This is a genomic window from Fulvivirga marina (assembly GCF_016775155.1).
Taxonomy (GTDB): Bacteria; Bacteroidota; Bacteroidia; order Cytophagales; family Cyclobacteriaceae; genus Fulvivirga; species Fulvivirga marina.
The window spans coordinates 38,327-56,881 of sequence record NZ_JAEUGD010000042.1 but is presented as its reverse complement, the minus strand read 5'-3'; the positions used below and the strand labels follow the sequence as shown (position 1 = coordinate 56,881).

18 protein-coding genes are annotated in these 18,555 nt (G+C 39.1%); 2 read left to right on the top strand and 16 right to left on the bottom strand.

The window, feature by feature from the left end:
- Positions 1–278: 278 nt before the first annotated feature.
- The 12 genes from JMN32_RS11025 to JMN32_RS10970 form a co-directional block, all read right to left on the bottom strand.
- Positions 279–884, bottom strand: a complete 606-nt coding sequence (locus JMN32_RS11025; RefSeq protein WP_202856392.1) for a transposase — start codon at positions 882–884, stop codon at positions 279–281.
- 2 nt (positions 885–886) lie between these two features.
- Positions 887–1,276 (bottom strand): hypothetical protein, encoded by a 390-nt coding sequence (locus JMN32_RS11020; protein WP_202856391.1) that lies wholly within the window; start codon positions 1,274–1,276, stop codon positions 887–889.
- Positions 1,277–1,313: 37 nt separating this feature from the next.
- Positions 1,314–1,709 (bottom strand): transposase, encoded by a 396-nt coding sequence (locus JMN32_RS11015; RefSeq protein ID WP_202856390.1) that lies wholly within the window; start codon positions 1,707–1,709, stop codon positions 1,314–1,316.
- Positions 1,710–1,838: 129 nt separating this feature from the next.
- The gene (locus JMN32_RS11010; RefSeq protein ID WP_202856389.1) at positions 1,839–2,219 is read right to left on the bottom strand and encodes a hypothetical protein; all 381 of its coding nucleotides are present in this window, start codon (positions 2,217–2,219) and stop codon (positions 1,839–1,841) included.
- A gap of 455 nt (positions 2,220–2,674) precedes the next feature.
- Entirely contained in the window at positions 2,675–3,199 is a 525-nt protein-coding gene (locus tag JMN32_RS11005; RefSeq protein ID WP_202856388.1) for an STM3941 family protein, read from the bottom strand.
- A gap of 158 nt (positions 3,200–3,357) precedes the next feature.
- Positions 3,358–6,369 carry a protein translocase subunit SecDF gene (gene secDF, locus JMN32_RS11000; RefSeq protein WP_202856387.1) on the bottom strand — a complete coding sequence of 1,004 codons (3,012 nt, stop codon included), beginning with the start codon at positions 6,367–6,369 and terminating at the stop codon, positions 3,358–3,360.
- 93 nt (positions 6,370–6,462) lie between these two features.
- Positions 6,463–6,828: a hypothetical protein gene (locus JMN32_RS10995; protein WP_202856386.1), complete on the bottom strand. Its 366-nt coding sequence runs from the start codon at positions 6,826–6,828 to the stop codon at positions 6,463–6,465.
- A 54-nt stretch (positions 6,829–6,882) separates the two neighbouring features.
- Positions 6,883–7,500, bottom strand: coding sequence for a uridine kinase family protein (locus JMN32_RS10990; RefSeq protein ID WP_202856385.1), 618 nt, complete (start codon positions 7,498–7,500; stop codon positions 6,883–6,885).
- 4 nt (positions 7,501–7,504) lie between these two features.
- The gene (locus JMN32_RS10985; protein ID WP_202856384.1) at positions 7,505–8,089 is read right to left on the bottom strand and encodes a non-canonical purine NTP diphosphatase; all 585 of its coding nucleotides are present in this window, start codon (positions 8,087–8,089) and stop codon (positions 7,505–7,507) included.
- Between the two features lie 6 nt (positions 8,090–8,095).
- A complete protein-coding gene (locus tag JMN32_RS10980; protein WP_202856383.1) occupies positions 8,096–8,572 on the bottom strand; it encodes an FKBP-type peptidyl-prolyl cis-trans isomerase in 477 nt (158 codons plus the stop codon).
- A gap of 3 nt (positions 8,573–8,575) precedes the next feature.
- Positions 8,576–9,523 carry an FKBP-type peptidyl-prolyl cis-trans isomerase gene (locus tag JMN32_RS10975; protein ID WP_202856382.1) on the bottom strand — a complete coding sequence of 316 codons (948 nt, stop codon included), beginning with the start codon at positions 9,521–9,523 and terminating at the stop codon, positions 8,576–8,578.
- Complete coding sequence (locus JMN32_RS10970) at positions 9,524–10,552, bottom strand: DHH family phosphoesterase (protein WP_202856381.1); 1,029 nt, start codon at positions 10,550–10,552, stop codon at positions 9,524–9,526.
- 191 nt (positions 10,553–10,743) lie between these two features.
- Here JMN32_RS10970 and JMN32_RS10965 point away from each other — a divergent pair, with 191 nt between their 5' ends.
- Positions 10,744–11,163, top strand: coding sequence for a nucleoside-diphosphate kinase (locus JMN32_RS10965; RefSeq protein ID WP_202856380.1), 420 nt, complete (start codon positions 10,744–10,746; stop codon positions 11,161–11,163).
- Between the two features lie 75 nt (positions 11,164–11,238).
- Here JMN32_RS10965 and JMN32_RS10960 read toward each other — a convergent pair whose 3' ends face one another.
- From JMN32_RS10960 to JMN32_RS10945, 4 genes are all read right to left on the bottom strand, one after another.
- A complete protein-coding gene (locus JMN32_RS10960; protein WP_202856379.1) occupies positions 11,239–12,300 on the bottom strand; it encodes a hypothetical protein in 1,062 nt (353 codons plus the stop codon).
- A 101-nt stretch (positions 12,301–12,401) separates the two neighbouring features.
- On the bottom strand, positions 12,402–15,299 hold the full coding sequence (locus tag JMN32_RS10955) for a CHAT domain-containing protein (RefSeq protein ID WP_202856378.1): 2,898 nt from the start codon (positions 15,297–15,299) through the stop codon (positions 12,402–12,404).
- 49 nt (positions 15,300–15,348) lie between these two features.
- Positions 15,349–15,894, bottom strand: coding sequence for a hypothetical protein (locus JMN32_RS10950; protein WP_202856377.1), 546 nt, complete (start codon positions 15,892–15,894; stop codon positions 15,349–15,351).
- A gap of 112 nt (positions 15,895–16,006) precedes the next feature.
- Positions 16,007–17,698, bottom strand: coding sequence for a C1 family peptidase (locus JMN32_RS10945; RefSeq protein WP_202856376.1), 1,692 nt, complete (start codon positions 17,696–17,698; stop codon positions 16,007–16,009).
- Positions 17,699–17,975: 277 nt separating this feature from the next.
- On the opposite strand from JMN32_RS10945, the gene JMN32_RS10940 reads away from it, so the two are divergent.
- Entirely contained in the window at positions 17,976–18,554 is a 579-nt protein-coding gene (locus tag JMN32_RS10940) for an RNA polymerase sigma factor (protein ID WP_202856375.1), read from the top strand.
- Position 18,555 lies beyond the last annotated feature (1 nt).

Here is an 18,555-nt window from a genome sequence, read left to right as displayed (position 1 = left end):
TTCCATTAAAATCATGGTGTTTTCTAAGTTCAAGCCCCATGAGGATAAATATCGAACCTTTTACTAGCTGATTTGGGTGTAATTGAGGTTTTTGAAAAGTTGGAATAGTAAGGAGCAGGTAAATTCGCTTCAATAAATAGCTATTACAATAAAGCACAAGCGGACGTGGCTGTTGCACAACTGGTACTGCTATGATTCGGTATGCGTGAGATAAGTGAGTTTCGCTTCTACAGTTTATTAAATTGCTGCATTTAACAGATAGTATGATCTGTGATCCATTAAAATCTTGTATAAATACTGCAGCATTTTTTTTCTGACAAATTAGCTATTATCATAGCTGCCCAATCAGGAGGTGAGGGTTGTTTGAACTTGATAAGCTTTTTAAGATTGTAAGCGATGGCGGACATGATAAGACATTTATTAGCACTTAGTAATCCTATGGTTTTCAGCTGTTTGATGTTTAAGTAATTCACCAACGTGCCTATGACGGGCTCAACTGAGCTGTGCCGTTTCTTTTTCATTCGCTGGCCTTTTCGACTTTTAACACGTTGATCCATTTGTTGAAACAATGGTCTGGAAAGCGTTTCAGTGATCATTTTCTGGTTTGACTTTCCTATGCAAGATGAGCGAATGGGACAATCTTTACAATCTGATGTACTACTTATATACTGCTTACTAAGAGAATGGCTCTTTTTTAACCCTTTGTATTTCAGTAGCTTGCCCTGAGAACAAATGTAATGATCGTGTTTTTCAATGTAAGTAAACCCTGCCCTGTCCGGTTTAAACCTTCCAAAATTGGGAATATAGCCTGTCAGCCCCATTTTTAACAGCATTTCAAGCGTTTCGGTGCTGCTATAGTTAGTGTCTGCCAGAACTTCCTCCATAGTTAAGCCTTCTTTTTAAGGTTCTTCCTTGTTTGGAGAAGAACTTCTTCCAAGCATTGGCTATCCCTTTTATCTGCATGAAAAGCTTGTGCATGTGTGATTACGTGGCTTTCTGTATCCACACAAACCTGGCCTAAATAGTTTAGTTGGTAAGGCTTACCTGGTTTGGTTGCTATACGAGAGTCAGGATCAGTGGGGCTGTAGTGGGTTTTGTTGTTGCGCTTTTTGTCTTTTCCAAATCGATCGTCTTTAGTCTTAGTAATGGGCATGGTTTTAATTTTGTCGGTGTCATCCTCTTCATTATCTCTCAATTCAGCACTATATGTGGCCGCATCGGCCATGATTTCTTTCTCAATTAGACTTTCCATGGATGCATTGGCTTTGATTAGCATACTGTCTACGGCTTGTCTTCTTCCTGAGAGCATCCCCTTATGAATACATTGTTTTAAATACTTCTTGAAAAAGACTCAAAAAAACATCATCCCCGTAAAGTTTTCTCGTCCTGCTAAGCGTACTATGCCAGGGAAGAGGTTCATCTATATCATAACCTAGAAAAAATAAAACATCCATCCGCATGGAGGCCGATTGGATTATTTTTCGGTCAGAGGAAAGGTTTTCCAGATATCCAACCAACATCAGTTTAAAGAAAACCACGGGATCAATACTGGCCTGTCCTTCCTTACCATAGTATTTAGCAGTTTTACGATACAAAAACTGAAAGTCAATCAGTTTTAATATTTGACGGTAAAGATTTTCTTCCGGAATTCGATCAGAGAGTTGAAAAGAGGTAAATAATTTCTCTTGATAGCTTTTTCGTCCTTGCATGCATTAAAATAGCCCCATTTTATGAAATGACCAGTGACTTTTTATGCTAAGTTTGAGTTGTGCAACAGCCACGGACGCTTGCGCTAGATGGGGGGTTATCATTTATTAAAGCAGTGGACAACCACTCCCTTAGAAGGTTTTTTCACCGGTTTTCATTGAGGAGATATGTCCGCTGACTATAAAGTTGTTAAGGACATCATAGATAAGCAGAGCCCGCGCCAAATATCTTTTGGTTCCTAATTGGTTGACTGAATGAACCCCAAAGTAAGCTTCAATATCCTTGGATGCAGGTAAATTTAATGTACTTCCATCTCCGGCCAGAAGAATGTGGCCTTTCCAAAGTTTCTTTTCCAAACCACAGTATGGTTCTTTGAAAAACTCCAGAAGGTCACGAAAAACTTCAGGTTTGACCTTGTAACGCGCCTGCGAAAAAGCACTACCTGTAACTGCTCTGACAGAGAGCGAGGGCAATATATTCTGAAGGTTAAATTCTACAGACTCTTTGAACAAATTAAGGATGCTGCCTACAACTACTTCAAAGGATAAAGCTGATAACCTGCTAAAATCCCCGGAAGATTGTTTATAGAGAGAAATTTTCTCGGGGTCTCGTAAAAAATCAAAGAGTTTTTTTTTGAAGAACCTCCAGAGTTCTTCACCATCTCATTTTCTTTCTTTAAATTCATATCTCGATATATTTATTATGTCTCGAAGATAAAAGAGACGGCCGATCAAGTCCAGCTTGATCGGCTTTTTTTCCTTAACTTAATAGCATTGCCACCTCCCTCAAGGGGACAGTCACAATGCATTAAAGATTCTGGTTTTCATCGGGATTCGTTCAGGATGACGCTGTAGTTTTAGAATGGCATAAAACAAAAAACCGATCATTGCTGATCGGTTTTCGTAGCGCCTCATCGAATCGAACCGCTTGATGAATAACGTAGCCTAAGGCTTTTGAGTAAAGTTCTTCAGAGTTTCTCGATCATTTTTATCTTTTTTACTCTCTCGGTCTTATCTACACAAGCCATTGCATTGATAAAATCCATCAACCTTGTTTCATCTATTTTTATTTGCCCCAGTGAAATATTTATTTCCTGAAACCCCAAAGATTTATTGAGTTGAGCAAAGTTTTTATGCCATTTCCCTTTCTTCTTTGAAGGTTCATAAGACTCATCCACTTGCAAACAAATAAACTTTTGTCCATGAACATTAGTCATATAAGCATTTTGTATTATTTCCCAATTGATGGAGTCTTGATTGGTCGTTCTATCATAAATGCCAATTTCATTGATTATGATTTGAGGTCTTCTGTCAAATAAATGGAACACTCCAATCGGGTAACCTAAACCAAAAAAGCAAACAGACACCCACCCAACCCATTTTGGAGCTGAAGTTGAAGTTAAGAGCCATATGCCTCCTATCACAAAAACTGATGACAACAGAAGAAGCTTTATAGCTTTCCAGGGGGATTTATATAATTTGATTTCTTGCATTTTGTAAGTTAATAAACATACCGTATTTCCATCACTGGATAAGTTATTGCTAACCTTCAGAGACAAGTAAGTAATCCAAGTATGGAAAGAAACCCATTAAAATCAAAAAAGCGGATGTCTTGTTCAGGCATCCGCTTTTTCATTATTATCTAATTTACTTACCCAATCTTCTTCTTATCCAGATCAACTACTACTGGAGATGCAATAAAGATTGAAGAGTACGTACCCACGATTATACCTACTAATAAGGCAAAGGAGAACCCTCTTAATACTTCACCTCCAAAAATGAACAATATTAATACCACAATTAAGGTGGTGATAGATGTCATTAAGGTTCTGTTTAGTGTAGTGTTTATCGCTGAGTTAAATACTTTAATTCTATCATTACTTGTTCCCAAGTTCAGGTATTCACGAATCCTGTCAAATACAACCACGGTATCGTTAATGGAGTAACCAATAACCGTCAGCAAAGCTGCAACAAATACCTGATCTACTTCGAAACGAATACCAAATAGGCCTGCTATACCAAACATGGCGAAAACAAACAGAGTATCATGAACAACAGCCACTATAGCACCTGTACTGAACTGCCACTTTCTAAACCTGATCAAAATGTAAAGGAAAATGATAACGATAGAGAATATACCTGCCTCGTACGAAGAACTCTTGATGTCATCAGCTATAGTAGCCCCCACTTTTGATGACCCTGAAATGGTAAAGTGTTCAGCATCTACCTGTGAGCTATTAGCCACATACTTCTGGCCGGTAAATGATTCTATACCGCCAATAACCGCATTTTTCACTTCCTCATCAGCTGTATCGGACTCATCATCTACCATGTATGATGTAGTCACTTTCATTATATTGTTGCTACCAAAGTTTTTAACCTCTGTACCTGCTCCTGCAAGTGATTCTGATAGTGATAGCTTCATATCAGTAGCAGCCACCGGATTCTCGAAGTTAACGATGTACGAACGACCACCCTTGAAGTCAACACCAAGGTTAAGTCCCTGCACGGTAACAATAGCCAAACCAACTACAATGACGGCTCCCGAAACAAGGTAAGCCAATCTTCTTTTCCCCATAAAATCTATCCCAAAGTCAGCAAGCATATTTTTTGACAACGGTGTTTTAAACGATACTTTGCTCTCGTCACCTTTTCTCACCATCCACTCAATAATAACTCTGGTTATGTATACTGCCGAGAAGAATGAACAAACTATACCAATCATCAAGGTGATGGCAAACCCTTTAACTGGCCCTTGCCCTAACACATATAGAATAACTGCAGTAAGCAAAGTAGTCACGTTGGCATCCACAATAGAGCTAAATGCCTTCTTGTATCCATCAGTAATGGCCGCTTTCAGCGTCACACCATTATTCAATTCCTCTCTGATACGCTCAAAAATAAGTACGTTAGCATCTATCGACATACCAATGGTTAAAAGTATACCAGCCATACCAGGTAAGGTTAATGAAGCATTAAATTGAGCCAGAATACCCAAAATAAAGAACACATTGAAAACCAAAGCTATATTGGCCACAAAACCACCTTTAGCATAGTATGCAATCATGAAAAGTACCACGATAACCAAACCTGAAACTATAGAAATGATACCCTGATCGCGGGCAATTTTACCTAGTGTAGGTCCAACAATAGCCTCCTCAACTATACGAGTTGGTGCAGGTAATGAACCCGCCTTCAAAATGTTGGCCAAATCTTTAGCCTCCTCAATAGAAAAGTTACCAGATATCTGAGAGCTACCGTTAGGGATCTCTCCGTTTACATAAGGTGCTGAGTATACAAGGTTATCCAATACAATAGCGATCCTTCCTTTTGGAGTCTGATTAGCAGCATCAGCAGTCATTTTAGCCCAAACTCTTGTACCTAAAGCATTCATCTGCATGCTTACCGCCGGACGGCTAAACTGGTCAAGGTCCTGACGCGCATCTGTAATTACTTCACCAGTCAGCTTTGCATTACCTCCACGTCCCTTTCTAACAAAATACAACTGAAGAAACTCTTCTCCTGTTTGTTCATTGACTGTGGGTTTTACCTCCCATAGTGGCTTCACGGTTCTTGGAAGAATAGACTGAACATCATCCCTTCTTAATATTTTTCCAATTACAGTAGTATCACTTACATCATAAACTAGTCCGTCACGAGCTTTAATTAAGGCAAATAATGGAGATACTTCATTGTTAACTAATGAGTCTAGTTGATCAGTAGCTGTGGTATCACCACTAAGAGCTGCATCAAGATCACTCGCCACTTCCTCTGTTGAATCCGCAGCCAGTGCATCACCAAGATCTTCCTGCTCAGTTACATCACTTTCATTTACTTCAGATTTCAAGTCAGAAGCATTTAGTTCCGCTTTGGCTTTCTGCTCCTTAACAAGCATATCGTTAATAGCTACTAGTGAGTTGTTAATTTCACTTAGTTCTGCCACTTCCCAGAACTCCAATTTAGCTACACCTTGTAGAAGTTTTCTGATTCTCTCAGGGTTATCTGCACCCGGTATTTCAATCTGGATCCTACCTGTACCTTGCAACCTTTGGATGTTAGGCTGTGAAGTACCAAACTGGTCAATCCTTGTTCTTAAAATGATGAATGACCTGTCAATAGCATCCTCAATTTCTTTTGAAATGATACCCATTACAGCATCATCACTGTCACTTCGACTAATTCTTCCACGGTTGGCCGCTGTTGCAAATATATCAGCCAGTGGCTTCTCTGTGGTTTCCTGATAAGATTCGTAGAAAAGATCCGAGAATCTTTCCTGGCTGTTTCTCTGCTTTTCCTTGGCTTTCTCTATGGCTGAAAGGAAAGCCGGGTCTTGGCTATTTCCGCTTAGACCTTTAATGATGTCAACTGGAGAAACCTCCAAAGTCACATGCATACCACCTTGCAAGTCCAATCCAAGGCTTAACTCAGTGTCTTTTACTTCTTTATAAGTAAACTCTGCACCAAACAGATTATAAACAGGCAAATTATAAACCGAATCCAGATATGACTGCTTCTTGCTAAGATCAACGATGCCAGACTCGTCCGTTGCAAAGTCAATAGCGTCTTGTTGAATATTTCTCGCCACAAATGTGAACGACAGATAATAGACGCACAACAACGTAATAATGATAGTTAAAAATACTACTGCACCTTTATTTCGCATTGTAATAAATATTTATAGTTAGGTTTTTTAAGAATTATGAAAGTATCACATTGCTAGAATGTGATAAATAAAAATAGAAGTACGCCAACTAGTCTACGGGGCGTTTGGGGATATAATTAAACGAAAAAGTGTCTTAAAGAAGGTATTGAGCTCTACCTTCTGATCAAATTCTATCTGTACTTCATCACTATTGGCCAGCTGTAAGTCAGCAATAAACTGAAGCACCTGCGTAATAGTGAACTGTACTACGGTTGTAACAGCATCCTTCCCTATAGTTAGGATATCCGGCTGCTGTTCACCCGTGGGTTCACTACCAATTTCGGTTTTAACACCTCCCTCGGTGCTTGCCATATAATCGTAGTAGAATGATTGTGATACAAGTATCACAATAGCAGCTACAATGCCAATAACAATCCCGATGGTTTGCTTGTAATTTGATATGTGGCGTTGCTTATTCATTCTTTTTCAGGACCCACAAAAGTAATGATTATACCTTATAAAACAAGAAGAGGCTTACATATTCAACCTAGACCTAAAAAAGCCTGAAAGCACATTCAGCGCACTATCAAAGCTTTTGTTGTTTGGTATAATCAGATCTGCCTCATCTTTTAAGGGTTCCAGGTATCTTTCATAGGTAGGCATAACATGCTTCTCAAACCGGTAAAGTACATCATCCAAGTCATAACCTCTTTCCACTTTATCTCTGACAATCCTACGCTTAAGCTTTACGTGATCTTTCGCGGAGATAAACAATCTAAGATCGAGAAGATCATTAATTTCCTGAAAGTGCATAACGAAAAGCCCTTCAATAACCACTATAGGTGCAGCATCAAAGTGTAACATCTGTGCCACTACATTAGGATTATTAAAAGTGTATTCAAGCCTTGAAAACCCTTCTCCAGCTTTTATTTTTCTAATGTCAGCGGCAAAAGCCTTGGCATCAATGGACTGAGGGGTATCAAAATTCTTCACCCCGTTCTCATCAAGTGGTTGCTGGTCTCGGGGCAGGTAATAATTATCCTGCGAGATAAGACATACATCCTTTTTCTCAAACTCGCGCAACAGGCTATTTAAAAATAAGGTTTTGCCTGAGGCGCTTCCCCCGGTAATGCCTATAATAAACGGATTCACAAAATTAGTCTTTTATATGCGTTGATAAGTACTCAATAAGTTTTCTGATAGCAATACCTCTATGGCTGATTTGATTCTTTTCCTCAATTGTCATTTGAGCAAAGGTTTTTTTATACCCTTTGGGTATAAAGACCGGATCGTAACCAAAGCCCTCGTTGCCAACTCTTTCTTCAATAATATCACCCTTCACTATTCCCTCAAATTGCCTGATTTTACCATTAAGGATAAGTGTAATTACTGTTCTGAACTGAGCATTCCTGTTTTCCTGCCCTTTCAGGTTCTTAAGCAGCAGGTTGATGTTGTCCTCATTACTTCGGGCATCCCCTGCATACCGTGCCGACCGGACACCAGGTTCACCATCCAATACAAACACTTCCAAGCCAGTATCATCTGCAAAGCATGGCACTTTATAGTTCTTATAAATATAGTCCGCCTTTTGATGAGAGTTACCTTCAAGAGTCTTTTGATCTTCTCGTAACTCTTCAGTGCAGCCTATGTCCTGCAAACCCACCAACTTTATGTGGTCGGGGAGCAGACGTTTTATTTCATTAATTTTATTGGTGTTATTAGTGGCAAAACAGATTTCCATAACTGTCTATTTTACCTCTATTAGGTCAACTTCAAATATCAAGGGCGTATTTGGCGGAACAGGCCCCTGACCTGTTTTACCATAACCATAATATGATTGTATAAATAATGTACCTGAAGTCCCCTCGGAAAATAACTGTAACCCCCTCTGAAAACCGGGTATAAGACTACCCAACGTAACCTCTAGAGAATCACCCTCCTCAAATACCTCATCAGACAAAAACCGTCCTGCATAGTTAAACACTATAACATCTTTTGGCTGTGGGTGCTCGCTAATGGTATCATTTTTCAAAACGTAACGAAGCCCTGATGCAGAATCCACAAGGGCCTTTATACCATTTTCAGTCAGGTACTGATCAATCTCAGCTGTTTCTTTTTCAAACTGCTCCTGAACAGAAAGCCCCTGTTCATCATCATCTGAACAACTGAAAACACTGCCGGCAATAACCAGCAGTGTTACTAGGTAAATTAAATATCTATTCATTTATTAATTAACTTCTACCAACTCCACATCAAATACGAGAATGGAATTAGCAACGATTTCAGCACTTCTCTGACGTGGGCCATATGCCAATGGTGATGGAATATATAATGTGGCTTTACCACCTTCTTTAAGCAATGCTATACCTTCATCCCAGCCTTTGATCACTCTTCCCTGTCCAAGCACAAACTCTAAAGGATCATATCCACCCTGTGCTGCTCGCTGCTCATTAAACAATTCTTTTTCTTTGGCCAAAGCCTCATCATTGGTATCGAAAAATGCACCATTCAATACGTGTCCTGCATAGTTCACTTTTACGGTATCACCAGATGCTGCCTGCTCCCCTGCACCTTCTTCCTTCATAACATAGAATATACCTGACTCCGTTCTTTCAGCCTCAATATTATTCTCTTTAAGAAAGCTTTCGATAGCTGCAACGTCAGCAGTTAATTGCTCTTCCGCTTCCTCTTCACGCTTTTTCTGCTGCTTAGCCATCATTTCCTGCTGCCATGTCATGAACTCTTCCTGGCTAAGCACATTTTGCACACCTACTTTGAAAGTCAGGCTTCCCTCTTTACTTACTTCGGCGGGCATCTCAGCTTTTACTGTCTTGTCAAAAAAGTCTTTAATTGAAATAGTGAAGGTAACGCTATCACCTTTTGAAAGCTCATTAAAAATTTGCTCAATACTACCCTCGCTGCTACTCCATACAGAGTCATTCTTAGGCACCACAATAGGAACACCCTGCTCTGCAGTGGTCATCCATACAGAATCCTTATCATCTTTGTATTCCATATTCATCAGCAAGTACTGACCATCCTCAATAGGCTGACCATCGCCTTCCTTTACGAGGCTGTAGGTCATCCCGGAAGCAGTTTTCTTTTCTGGGTCATTGCATGATTGTAAAGCCACTACTACCAATAATGCCACTAGGGTTTTGAATGTATTAATCATTTAAGCGTAGGTTTTAATTTTTGTACTTAATTCGTCTTTATATTCATTGAGAACATTCTCAAATTTCTTCACTGTTTCTTCAAAAGAAAGGTCTGATTTTCCTCCTGAAGCATTTTTATGCCCACCACCTTCAAAATGCTTTCTTGCAAATTCATTAACAGAAAAATCACCTATGGAACGGAAAGACATTTTCACAGCTTCCGTCCTATCTATGATCACTGCGGCAAACTTTATCCCCTCAATAGACAAAGCATAATTAACCAGACCTTCAGTATCTCCGGTTTTCGAGTTAAATCTTTTTAACTCATCCGCAGAAATAGCAAAATAAGCTGTATTAAACCCATCAAGTACTTTAAGTTTTTCGTTTAAAGCATATCCAAGGAACTTCACTTTATCCAGCGAATTGGTATCATAAACCAGCTTGGAAACTTTAGCTGTGTCCGCACCAAGCTCCACCAACTGTGCACAAACATTAAATACATTTTTGGTGGTGTTAGGGTGTTTGAAGCTACCAGTATCTGTCATTATTCCCGCATAAAGACTTTCTGAAATGTGCTTATCTATAAGCTGTCTGTCTCCTAAATCGCAAATCAGATCATATACAAGTTCTGCAGTAGCTGCAGCTTGGGTACTCCAATAAACGAAATCAGCAAATTCCTCCGGTTCAAGATGGTGGTCTATGAGTACCTTAATAGACTTTGACTCTCTCACCATTTCACCAAGCTCATTGATCCTGTTCAAACTTGAGAAGTCCAGACAAAAAACCATATCGGCTTCTTTGATCAGTCGCTCAGATTTTTCCTCATTACCCTGATTAAATATGATGACCTCACCATTGCCATTCATCCAGGTAAGGAAGTCAGCATAATCGGTAGGTGTAATGACCGACACTTCATGTCCCTTCTTTTTCAAATACCCTGCTAATCCTAACGAGGACCCAAGTGCATCAGCATCAGGCTTATGATGAGTGGTAATTACCACCTTCTTTGGACTACTGATGACCGTTTTAAAAGCTTCCAGATTCTGCATTCCTTCTAAATTCGCCCTCTCTTTGATAATGGGGCTAATATTTTAATAAACGGCAAAATTGATAATAAAATCGGTCAAATACAAAATACCTCTCTCTGATTATCGGAATGCATAACATTTAACACTTTTAAGATCATTTAATAAGAAATATTCTACTACTTTTGCGGCAAATTCAAAATCAGAAGAAAATTATGGCTGGAAAAAGAACTTTCACAATGATAAAACCTGATGCCGTAGGTGCCGGCAACACTGGAGCTATCATCAAAATGATAGAAGAGGCAGGTTTTAAAATTGTAGCAATGAAAAAAACCTACATGTCAAAAGAAAGAGCGGGACAGTTTTACGCCGTTCACAAAGAGCGTCCTTTTTATGAAGACCTTACTAACTACATGTCTTCAGGCGCTATAGTGCCTATGATCCTTGAAAAAGACAATGCTGTTGAGGACTTTAGAAAACTAATCGGAGCTACTAACCCTAAAGAAGCTGCTGAAGGCACCATCAGAAAATTATTTGCTGAGTCAATCGAAGCTAATGCTATTCATGGCTCCGACTCTGATGAAAATGCAACTATTGAAGGAAACTTCTTCTTTGCTGAGACTGAGAAGTTTTAAGCATTACTAAGAATAATAAAGATGCCATTCCAATCCGGTTTTTCCGGTTAAAGAGTGGCATCTTTATTATTTACCTTATCTTAAAATAGTCACTCTTAAAACATCCTCCTTCTCATCATACGCCTGATGAACATTTTCAGGTCTAATTAAGAATGGCTCAATATTTAAAAGTTTAGCTATCTCTTCATTCAACCAAATTTCTCCTTCAACCAAAATTTTCGTTGGCGTGCCGTATTTACTCGACTGTGGGTTTGGGTCACCTTTGAATATCAGGCTCAGATCATAAAGGTTTGATGAGGCTGCATATACTCCGGCAATGTTTTTGGAAATGTTTGGTTCAACCGTATACTTCTCCAGGTCCGTTTCAATTAATACGGATTCGGGTTGTTCTTTAATATAAAAGTCTTTGAGAAGCGAATTTAAAGTACCATCAAAGTATGCTGGAATGATCTGATTAATTGGCCTGTCATATTCAACAGGGAATTTACTAACTGCAGCAAAAGCATTAAATGTATTATTCTTCTCGTTGTAAATAACCGGATAAATACCCGCTGGTAAAACATCACCCTCTAAGCCATAATCATTGGCCGTTTCTTCATCAAGTAAAAGGGCAGTGCGTAAATGCAGTTTGTCTTTGGATAGTGAATGCTCCCATTCCTGGTAAAACTGCATACCCAGCACACTTCCATTTACAGGGAAATAAGCTCTGGTAGTGGAGGGGTCAATTTTAATTTGACCGGCATCCCGAAATGAATCGAAAACCTCAGGCGTTTCTCTGAACTTATCATATATAATCCAGGGGTCTCTCCATTCGATTCCGCAAGGAATCAAAGCACAAGGATCAAGCCAAGGTAAGCACTCGGTATAATAGCGGTTGCATTCACCCCATGTGTCATCGCAGCGTAAGACTAAAGTTCTCCTTACAATTCTACCAGGATCAACCACGGGGAAACATATACCCTTGCCCAAACGAGCACTTTGATTCTGCTTTTCTCCAGACAGGTTTTGAGCAAATTGATTACTATTCTGAGTCTGATCATTCAATACATCCTCTCGGCACGATATCATGGAGAAAAATAATACCCCCATTACTAAAATGGAAATGTTACATGTTGATTTAATTTTAGGTTTTTTCATAATTAAGTTGATTTAATGATTTGGTGGTTAGTGAAGCCGCAAAACCATAGGTTACCAACTTAACAGTATCTTTTCAATCAAAACACCTAAGACATAGATTATCAGGCAGATCCTTTTCTGTATTTTTTGATGTAAACTATCAAGGTTGTAGCTATCAGCACCACAAATACAAGCAAAACTTCCATTAGCCGTGATGGAGAAGAAATGGGCTGATCATCGCCCATCAAAACAAATCCCGACCAATAGTATGGGTGGGTGAAGTATTTATTTTTAGGATCATTGATAAATGATAGCTTGGCCTTTCTTAACGCCTCACTTTTGCTTATTCCTCTTTCCAGGTTTTGGAAAAACTCGCCCATAATGGATGCGGTAGATTTATCATTAACCTGCCATAAACTCATAGCAACGCTTGGGCATCCGGCATACTGAAATGCCCGCCCTAAACTCATAATACCCTCACCTCTTGCATATAAGCCTGTGCCTGTTTCGCACGCGCTTAAAACAGCTAGTCTGGCCTTTAATGATATACTATAAAGCTCATACAGGTATAGAATATTATCCTCATCTGCCCCTGTCTGCCCCGAAACAGAGGCATTATAAAAATAAAGTGCTGACGCTGATGGGTGATCGTCATCAACTTTGGCATGTAAAGAAAGGTGTATAACAGATGCTTCAGATGAGCTATTGTAAAAATTATACTCAGTTGCATTTTCTCCATCAAAAACCTCCCCTCCTAAGTAACTTTGAGCTTGCTTTACTTCCATATGGTTAAACTTTAAGTCACTTAAAAAAGACTCTTTTGAATTATAACTCGGGCTGAACCCAACGTAGCGCCTGTTTTCTCCATCTCTTTGAATACGTTTCTTTTCATGTCTGAGCGTCGCTGAATAATCATATGAAACACTGTACTTGTTAATTACAAAATCTAAACTCTCGTTAGAAATTTCAGATGCTATCAACGCTTCAAAGGGTAAATATCCTAAGGGGCCATCAGCTACAATAAGTAAATGTCCATTTTCTTTAGGCATGGCCTTCTCTACAGGCTTCAGCAGAATAGCATAAAGCTCTTTCGCTTTAATTTCATATTGTTCCAAATCGTACTTTTCTACACCTGGCTTTTTTAACAGGTCAAGAAAAGAATAAAGCTTCTTGTGCATACTGTAATCAACAGGCACTAACTCAAGGAAAGTATCGTTAGCTGAAATCGCAAAAACATATAGGTGTTGATCTCCATAAAAGTATTCTATCAACACCTCACCCTTAGCCAGCTCACTTCTTATATCATGAATACCAATGGTTTTTGAGGTATACTTCACCTGATAATATTCAGGATACTCCTTCTCCAGACCTTTTATAAACTTTTCATATCTTTCTTTACTTTCAAGCAGATTTTTCTGAGCCTTTACTTTAAAATCGGCATCATCTGAATCCTGCAAAGTGTGCTTCCAGTAGTATACCCGCCCCTTAAGTTGGTTCTCATGTTCAATTATGTCTTTGGGAATACCCGCAAAATATTTTGATGATATATCTTTCACCACTTGAACCAACTGATTGGCCTTACTTTTCTCTGCAAAATAGAATGCCTTTTCAAAGTATTTTGTATCTGATGTAACCTGATAAGCCAGTGTTGCTGCTTGTATACCCTCTTCATATGATGATAAAGTAACTGAAGAAAGGAATTGCTTGGAGTCGGCATCCTGAAAGCTCATCCTTATCTTATCAATCAGTTCGACAGCTTTTTCATATGTCTCAACTGCTGCAAACAAGGCTTTTTTATTATCAGGTTTATCATTATACCATCGATAAAACGTTTGGGCTTTAAGCAAAAGAACCTTCAGCACTTCGCTTTCAAGCATATTACCCTGCAACAGTGGTAACGCAAAGAGATCATCATGATTTGAAAAAGAATCTACCAATTGAAGCAGAGACTGTTGATAAGCTGATAGTGACCTGGTCCATTCACTTCTTGAAGCATGTATATTTCCCATTTCATAATAGGCTCGTGCAATAAACCTATTTCGCTCATCAAAATCCCTTAAAGCAATATCCTGCCCTTCCCTTACCAGTTTAGTTGCCGTCTTATCATCACCTTTTTTTAAATGAACATTGGCAGCTTCATAAAGAAACTTTATTTGTTGCTCTTTATCCGCCCCTTTGCTTAACAGCATACCTTTATTTATATGCACTAAAGCACTATCGTAATCTTCAAGCGCAACATATACGTCTGCCAATTGTGTATAGAGCTTAAGAAACAAATTATGAGTACCGGCTTCATTTTCCTTATGTTTTATCCTCTCAATGGATTGTTTTAAGCTACTTTTTATCCCCCTGTAGATATTGATATTCTTACCTGGCTGGTTTTGTAAAAACTGTATTCTTGATTTCACTGCATCAATAAAGGCCCGTTGATAATCATAGTCCCTTACCGAAGTATAAGAGGGGTACTGCATAGGAAGTGTTTTACTTGCCATATTGGCAAACTGCATCGCCCTTCCATAGTCTGAATTGAATATAGCTAACTGGCTAATATTGACAAGACCGTTAAACGTTTGTAGCGAATCCGAGATTTGGAGAATATCCTTATCAAAAATGGTCTTCTTAAAACTAAGTAAAGCATTAAGAAAATCTCCCTGGTAATAATAATACATCCCCCTCATGTAGGATACTTCAGCTATTAAATTATTATCCGGGTCTATAGTTTCCGTGTCATTGCGATACTGGTTACATATGCTGTCCCCCTGATCCAAAAATATATCCAGCGAATCTATCATAAAATGATGCTCCGCTACATAAGCCTTATTCAATAGTACATAGAGAACTCCACTACTCCACCTATTATCTACTGCTTTACGATAAAGCTTATTCAGATAATACAATGCACTATCAGCATTTTCAAAATAATACCTATCCATGGTAGAATCAACCTGCCCCATGAAATCTAATCGGGCTTCCTGTCCATAAACTGTAAGCACGCTTGATAACATAAAAAGTCCGCACATGACGGACTTTTTAACTAATAAAATTACTTTCTCTAAAATCAAGATCTAATCATTTAAATGCAAAGTGACCTTTTGGGAATGGTTCTGACTCCATAGTCATACTTAGCTCACCTTCTTTTTCTTTTGTAAAGGCCGTTATGCTAACTACAAGCTCCTGTTCCATTAGCTCCTCTGCCGCTATGTTATATCTAAAAGTAGCTTCGTTTCTTTGTTTATCAAATGATTCTAACTCTCCTTTGGCAAAAATCTCATTATTTTTTGCAGCAACAGTTCTTATATAGCTAATTGACTCAGCCGGATTGGTAGTGAAGAATATTATTCTTAACTGCCGGGCATCTATTGGAGGAATACACCCCAATATTTTACCGCATATCCTACCTCCTCGTACTATAGAAAAGAGGGCAGGATCCAGGCGCTGACAATATCTGTCACATTCGGGAGAGCCTCCACAATCGCAATAAGGATCATCATCGGTATTACATTTATCGTCTACAGTACAATTATGCACAAAAAGCTGGTTTTCTATTTGTTGTGCTTCCGGTTCGCATCCTGCAAAAATCATAAGTAGCAGGAATAACAAAGAATAAATACGCATTGGTTTAGTTGTTTTAGTTGGTTTAATTATCTTAAAATAGCTTAACGGTTTATTGAATGCAATTATTTAAGCCTGCATATAACAATAACAGACTGAAAGTGAGCATTCAACATTACTTTCTGATCATATAGAAGGGCAGTGCGTTGCCTGTCTCTGGTGTATTTCCAGTTATCAATCCGGCTTCCCAGCTTAAGTGTTTACCAATGAAACTTTCCGCTCCTTCTCCATTTCCAATATTGGCAACCTGTATGTAAGCACGATTAGTCTCAGCCTTAGGTATTTTGATTTGAGCAGCGGAAACAATACTTCCATCAGACGAAGTATAAGTTCCATTGAGCAAGTAGAAATCTGCTTCTTGGTTAGAAACATCTTCTGTAAACTCAATTACCCCCGTTGCCTTCTCATAATAAAAATCCCATTGACTATCTATGTAAGACTGAACTTCGAAAGGTCTGGGGGTTTTATTCCCTCCACTTATAAAACCAGTCTTTCGGGCATACCCACCATAAGTTTTGCCATCACCATCAGTATGCTGACCTGCCATAAAATTGTTTTGGTCAAGGTAATAGACAAATTTACGCCCCAGCTTTTCATCCCACTTTTGAAGTGGTGTAGCCAGATCAAAATAGAACTCAATACGATTGCCCGAGACTGCTCCGTTAACCTTGTATGCCTTTCCTTCACTATCATAGAAAGTTCCAATTCTATAATCATCATATACCTCTGGTATCACCCCTGCCCCTGCGTTATACTCAAACGTGTACTGCGCCATACCTGGAAGATGATAAATATCAAGCTCCCCTTTAAATCCATCATAATCAAGTTTCCAACGACCAATAAACGCTATTTCCGGCCATTTGGAGGGTGGGTTCGCCAATACGATGTAACTAGCTGCCACACCATAGTTTCTCAAATAATCATATGATATATAGGTATATCCCTCACCTCCGGTTGCTGTCCATCCGGCACCCCAGGAATTCTTTACTATAAAATAATGGTTATCCGGATCAGCATCACGTTTATCAAAACCCACAATAAGCATAGAGTGTCCCATCAGCGTGCAGGAACTGCATGCCTGCCATATTCCATCTTCATCTATACCTCCGGTTTCCCATGGCACCGCTCCTGCAAAGTCCCAAACTACCTCATTACCTCGCTTCAGAACGGCTTCTATTTTTGCAGGATCTTTTGGATCATCAATGTCCCGGTACTGTGCTACACTGTAATATTTTTCAGCTCTCAACTGAGTATCTGTAAGTATTTCTGGGTCAAGATTGAAATTGCTATAGTCTCGCTGCTTTAGAACCTCCCCAGCCTCAGATTTGGCTGTTATATCTCCAAGGGTTTGATAATTATTCTGATAATAAGTATTTGAAGACTGGTAGGGCATTGTTGATTCAATAGGGATCTTGAAGCCTTTAGTCAGTTCGGCCACTACTCCAGTGCCTCCTCCACCACCAGTATGACCAAGTTGGGTTTCTATAGCATCTTCTCCACGACCAACAATGTCGCTCCAAATAGGATGTAGATAAAAACTCTTCCTGGTAAAATTTATGAACTCTTCTGACAGGTCCACTTCGCCATAGCCAATACGCTTGTATGCAGCTTCCGTTGCCGCAACACCTGCAAAAACAATGCATGTAGTTCTATTTCCCTGATCTTTAAGGGATGACTGTTGAGGCCTTAAATCAACAAAGTTTTCTGATGTAGTGACATCCGGCGGAGTTTCAAATTCTTCATCACACGAAAACAGAAGAAAAGCAACAACTATAATTAAATAAAGAAATTCATTTATTTTTTTCATAATATTTGATTTTTAGTCATTGGTGAGTTCAAATCAAAATCGGTTACCACTTTTGCTAAATTTTTGAAAAACTATCTTAACAAGCTATTAATCTCCCAGATGCATCCTTGTGAGTGATGAAAAGTTCGGCAATATGCCCTATAGATTGGGCATAGGAAAGTATTTACAAGATGGGTATCTTGCCTTTGGGGATTTATCCTCTTTTCAAGGAAGTAAAGTTTGTCTATCTTGGCCTCTTGAAGTATGGTAACCTTTTTATACCGGTACGCACTAACGGATGGAAGAAGTACAAACTAATGGCACAGCAACAGATGATGCTATTCTGCTGGTAAAGCAGGGAGACGATCATTTTCTTCGCCAGCTTTATGAGATCAACAGGCCTGGTTTCCTAAAATGGTTCATGGCCCACCACCGCATCACAAAAGACGAAGCTTTAGATTTGTACCAAAAGAGTTTTACCATTTTCTACTTTAATGTGAAAGATGAAAAAATAACTGCATTAAAAAGCAACATAAGCACCTACCTGTTTGGCATAGGTAAAAACCTGGTCAGAGAACTGTTTCGAGAGCGTAAACACAAGGTGCAATTGGATGAAATCCCGGAAATAGAGACTGCAGGTAGTGACCTTTTAAGGGTTGAGGAAGAGGCTCATCAGCGGGGGATAGTAAAGAAAATCCTTGAGAAGCTGGGAGAGCCATGCAAGTCTATTCTACTCATGTATTACTTTAAAAATTTTTCAATGGAGAGCATTGCTTCCAACCTTGGATACAAGAATGAAGGGGTAGTAAAAAAGAAAAAATGCCTTTGTCTGAAAAAAATTCGTGAAGAGCTAATAGAGGCCAAAACAGGTCATTAAT